The organism is Oleiphilus sp. HI0123, from assembly GCF_001635315.1.
Genome location: NZ_LWGE01001312.1, coordinates 1 through 5,448, shown reverse-complemented (window position 1 = coordinate 5,448; position 5,448 = coordinate 1). Strand labels below are relative to the sequence as shown.

Below are 5,448 nucleotides of genomic sequence, written 5' to 3'. Positions count from 1 at the left end.
TTGGTTGCCGGTGATTTTGTTAAGCCTCTAGGTAGCTTACAACGATCCTCGCAAGAAACATCCGCAGCAAGTGGTGCGACAGAGGCTCCGAGCGCAGAACAAGGTACAGTTGGAATCGACGATACGCTACTCGATATATTCAGAAACGAGGCCACTTCTCATGTCGCAACTGTCCTAGAATTTGTTGATCGTGCAGCGAATGACAGTATCGATATTGATGATGATTTATCTAGAGCGCTTCATACACTCAAAGGCAGTGCAAACACAGCTAATATAAGACCGATTGCGGAGATCGCAGTACCCGTTGAACAATTTATCAAGGAAGCACGTGCTAATAACATTCAGGCTGATCAAGATATAGCCTCGATGTTATCGGATGCTATGCATTTTATTCAACAAGGCATCTCACAACTTGATAACAATCCCGATGGGCAACTTTCAGGTACGGATGAGTTTCTCTCTGGCCTTAAATCACTCCAGTCCAAAGTATTTAGCGCACAAAGTGATGAACTCCAGTCGCTTGAAGAAGCCTCACAAGATCCGCAGATTATCAATATCTTCCTCACCGAAGGTCTGGATATATTGCTGGATGCTGAAAGTATTCTTAACCAATGGGAACACAGCCCTGTATCCGTTAACGAGCTAACTAAACTTTACGGCGAAGTAAAAACACTCCACCGAGGCGCCAAGGTTGCCGGGCTTGAAAACATTGCAGAACTCTGTGAATGCCTGGAAAGCTGCTACGGCAGTATTGATATCGAAAATGATAGACCTAGCCCGGTTTTTGTTAATGATATCAAACGTGGTCACGAAGCATTGATCGATATGATGGATCAACTAGCAGCGGGTTTAACTCTAAACCTTGATAACAAGCTGCTTGCGGAATTACGCGAACATATTGCTGACCATAGCCATGTTATTGAAGATAGTCCGGTAGAAAGTCAAAGTGTATCAACTCAAGAAGATAGCTTAAACGAGAAGCTCGACCAGCTAGAGAAAGAGTTGGATGACGTATTACCTACCTACTCCGCTACCACAGATGAAGTGGAGGAAGAAGCAAGCGTTGAACTCGACGATGAAGCCATTATGGATGCCGATTTGGCTGAAATATTCCTCGAGGAAGCTAATGAGCTAGTCAATGGAATCAACCCTGCACTAGACAAACTTAAACAACAACCAGGTAATGAACACGTTATCCTGCAATTACAACGAGACATGCATACACTCAAAGGTGGTGCACGTTTGGCAGGCTTCGAAGCGGTTGGCGATTTAAGTGATATCCTTGAGAAACTATTTGAAAAACTAATCGATTACAAAGCTGATGCCTCCAGCCTGATGTTATCGCTACTTGAAGAGTCTTCGCAGGCTCTAGAAGCAATGCTTAAGTCTATCCAGGCTTTGCAACCTTGCCAGCCTCAAGATGAGCTGGTCACGAATATCACTTCAATTGTTGATGATTTGCGTGTTAACACCCCACTTGTTGAAGAAGATATCGCTCCAGAAAATGAACAGCCCTCTGAATCACAAACGACAAGTCCTAGCCAGGTCTTATTAGACTTGGATCCGGAATTAGCCGAGATATTTTTAGAAGAAGCCCAAGAAATAATCGACAGTTCTGGCGAACTATTGCACCAATGGGAATCCGACGTCTTTAATATCGAGGTTGTTGGCGAGCTACAGCGTGAATTGCACACCCTTAAAGGCGGTGCTCGAATGGCCGAAATCAACCCTATTGGTGATCTTGCACACGAACTGGAAACCTTATTCGAGTCTATTGTTAATAAGCAGCTTGATGCGACACAAGACATGACGGCTCTTTGCTTAAGCTGTCATGATGCCTTAGCTAATATGGTTGAAGCGGTTCAACAAGGTTCAGCTATCAATGGCGCAGATGAACTTCTCAATAAGATCAAGCAAGTCACCACTGGCTCACCAGTAGAGACTTCTGAGCCAGAAGAACTTGAAATCAAAAGCCCTGTTGAAACACCGGTTGAAGAGCCTGAAAGCATTGAAGTCAGTGCGCCTACAACCATAGATGAAGATGATCTTGAAGCAGACCTACTTCCCTTATTTATAGACGAAAGCAAGGATATTCTTTCTGCTGCTGCCGAGTATTTGGAGCACTGGCGCGAGGATGAAGACTTCATCGAAGGTATTGTTGAGTTACAAAGGGAAATGCATACCCTGAAAGGGGGAGCGAGACTTGCTGACGTTGACCCGATCGGCGACTTAGCTGAAGCCGTCAACACTCGTTTAGAGCAGATGATAGACGGTCAACTAAATGACCCTGAAGGCTTGTACCATGCAATCACTAAAGCATACCAAGAATTCACCGAAATGCTTGAATGCTTGATTCACGGAGAAGAATTAAAGCCTGCGCCTGAATTAATTGCTGAAGTGAATAAAGCGGGACTTAAAAGCGAAGTATCCAGTCCTTCCGAAACCGCAGCACCTATCGCAACATCTACGCTAGCACAAGCATTAGGCGACGATGTCGACCTAGAAGTGTTGGAGCTATTTGTCGAAGAAGCGCGCGAGCTAATCGAAGCGCTAGAAGAACAAATTTCCGAGTGGTCTAAGTCACCAAAAGAAGAAACGCCAAATTTAGAAATTCAACGCATACTTCATACCTTGAAGGGTGGAGCCAGACTTTCAAATTTGGCTAAATTAGCTGATGAGAGTCATGACTTGGAATCTCGTTTGCTCAAAGCTCAATCAAATAAGGAAGCATTTGAAGGAGCCCTTAAGGATTCTGTACTTAAGAGCCAGGATGAACTCCTGAAACTTGTCGATGAACTAGAAGCTCTAGCTTCAGGTGACGCACTAACTGAAGAACATGCAACACCTTCTAACACTAGCGAAACACCTAAAGCTGAACCAAGCAAAGCAGCCACGCCAAGTAAATCTATCGCTGCTGAAGAAACCGTCAAAGCAGCAAGACAAGCACCTGCGAAGAAAACCAAAACCTCTGACAAGCAAACACCAGCCGAGAATATTCAAGCAGTCCAAAAAGTGGCACCTCAAGAAACGATCCGTGTTTCTGCCAGCCTACTCGACTCCCTGGTTAACCTTGCAGGTGAGACCAGTATCTCGCGCGGTCGCTTGGAACAACAAATTAGTGACTTTGGCTTCACGCTGGAAGAAATGTCGGCAACCATTGAACGTCTACGTGAACAGCTTCGTCGTATGGATATGGAAACCGAAGCTCAAGTACTGTTCAGAGCCGAAAAAGAAGGTCTGAAAGCTCCCGACTATGAAGACTTCGATCCGCTTGAAATGGACAGATACTCTTCGATTCAGCAGCTTTCGCGAGCCTTAACGGAGTCAACATCAGACCTTCAGGACCTTCGAGATACCTTGTCTGACCGTTCACGAGATGCCGAGACTTTATTATTACAGCAATCCCGTATTAACTCAGAACTGCAAGAAGGCTTGATGAAAACACGGATGATACCGTTTTCATCAATTGTTCCAAGACTACGCCGTATCGTTCGCCAAATTGGTGGCGAGCTAGGTAAGCAAGTCGATTTTGATGCACTGAATACCGAAGGTGAAATGGATCGTTCCGTATTGGAAAGAATGGTCGCTCCGCTTGAACACATGTTACGTAACGCCCTCGATCATGGTATTGAAACTGTTAACGAGCGTAAAAAAGCTGGCAAACCAGAGAGTGGCACAATCACACTCTCTCTAATGCGTGAAGGCGGAAATATTGTCTTGAAGATGAAGGACGATGGCGCTGGAATTAACGACAAAGTTGTTCTAGATAAAGCGATAAAACAAGGGCTTGTACCCAAAAACACGAAACCTAGCCGCCATGAAATTATGCAATTTATCATGCACCAGGGTTTCAGTACGGCAGAAAAAGTGACGCAGATTTCCGGTCGAGGTGTCGGCATGGACGTTGTAGCCAGTGAAATCAAGCAAATGGGCGGCAGCATTGAAATCAATTCTGAGTTTGGTCACGGTACCGAGTTTGCTATTCGTCTACCCTTTACGGTATCCGTTAACCGAGCGCTGATGGTAAACATTGGTGAAGACTTCTACGCCATTCCTCTGAATACTATTGAAGGTATTGTTCGAGTCAGCCCTTATGAGCTGGAAGAATACTATAAACCTGATGCACCAATGTATGAATACGCTGGTCGCGAGTATCAGCTACAGTACCTAGGTAAACTACTACACAGCAGTCATCACCCTAAATTGCAGGGGCAACCACTACCGCTACCCGTCATTCTGGTTAGAGGAAGTGACAAGCCTATGGCGCTACAGGTTGATAGCTTGATGGGCAGCCGTGAGATCGTTGTAAAAAGTCTTGGGCCTCAATTTGCCAATGTTCATGGAGCTTCTGGAGCAACTATTCTCGGTGACGGTAGCGTTGTCGTGATTCTTGACCTTCCTGCGCTCATTCGAGACGACATGGCAGGCATACTCGATTCTCTAAGTTCTAATGAAGATAACATTATTAAAGAGAAGCAAACGAAGACTGTCATGGTGGTCGATGACTCGGTTACTGTTAGGAAGGTTACCACGCGCTTGCTTGAACGAAATGGCTACGAAGTTATTACCGCGAAGGATGGTGTTGACGCTATAGCAACACTACAAGATCATAAACCTGATGTAATGCTTCTCGATATCGAAATGCCACGTATGGACGGTTTTGAGGTTGCAACACTGGTACGGCATGACGAACGCTTGAAAGATGTGCCAATCATCATGATTACCTCCCGAACCGGCCAAAAGCACAAAGAACGGGCACTTTCTATCGGTGTGAATGAATATCTTGGTAAGCCTTTCCAGGAACATGATTTACTGGAAAATATTGAGCGGTTCATTGGCTAAATGAATGTGCCGGAAGCGAGACCTAAGATCGGTGTCATATCGGATTGTGCCTTACAAAGGCACGTTCTGAGCAAAGCACTCAACGCTTTTGGCTTAAACCCTGTTATCAGTTGTGAGCCCGATATGCTTGCACAGCAACAAAGTGAAAAACTCGATCAGATCCAATGCTGGATTTTAGCTTTGCAAGAAGATACTTTTGAGTCGGTAGCGTTAGATGACATCATTGACCAAGCAGACAATATTCCTGTGCTCTTTGGTTTGGATAAAGCCCCAGGAAAACACGATGAGCAATATATTTCGTGGGAACGACGACTAGTCAGTAAACTAGAAGAGCATCTTGGTTGCATTGATATTCTAGAATCAGAAGACTCTATACTCGCTCTAGACTCCCAGGCCACCAATCACGTCGCAATAGATAAAGCTCAGTCTAAGCCCGTTTTCAGCCAGCCTTCAGACATCGAAAAGGCACCCAGACTGTCTCATCCGCCATCTAAAGACGTTTGGGTTCTAGCAGNCTCACTCGGTGGTCCTGCAGCGGTGAAAGAGTTCCTGGATGAAATTCCATCTACGATCAGAGCCGGCTTTCTTTATGCTCAGCATGTCGAT

General features: G+C 45.2%; 1 protein-coding gene. It reads left to right on the top strand.

Annotated features, from left to right (window positions below; all coding sequences use genetic code 11):
• Nucleotides 1-4,842, top strand: a 4,842-nt coding sequence (locus A3761_RS15975) for an Hpt domain-containing protein (RefSeq protein ID WP_156491892.1), incomplete at its 5' end; no start/stop codon positions are given.
• Nucleotides 4,843-5,448 lie beyond the last annotated feature (606 nt).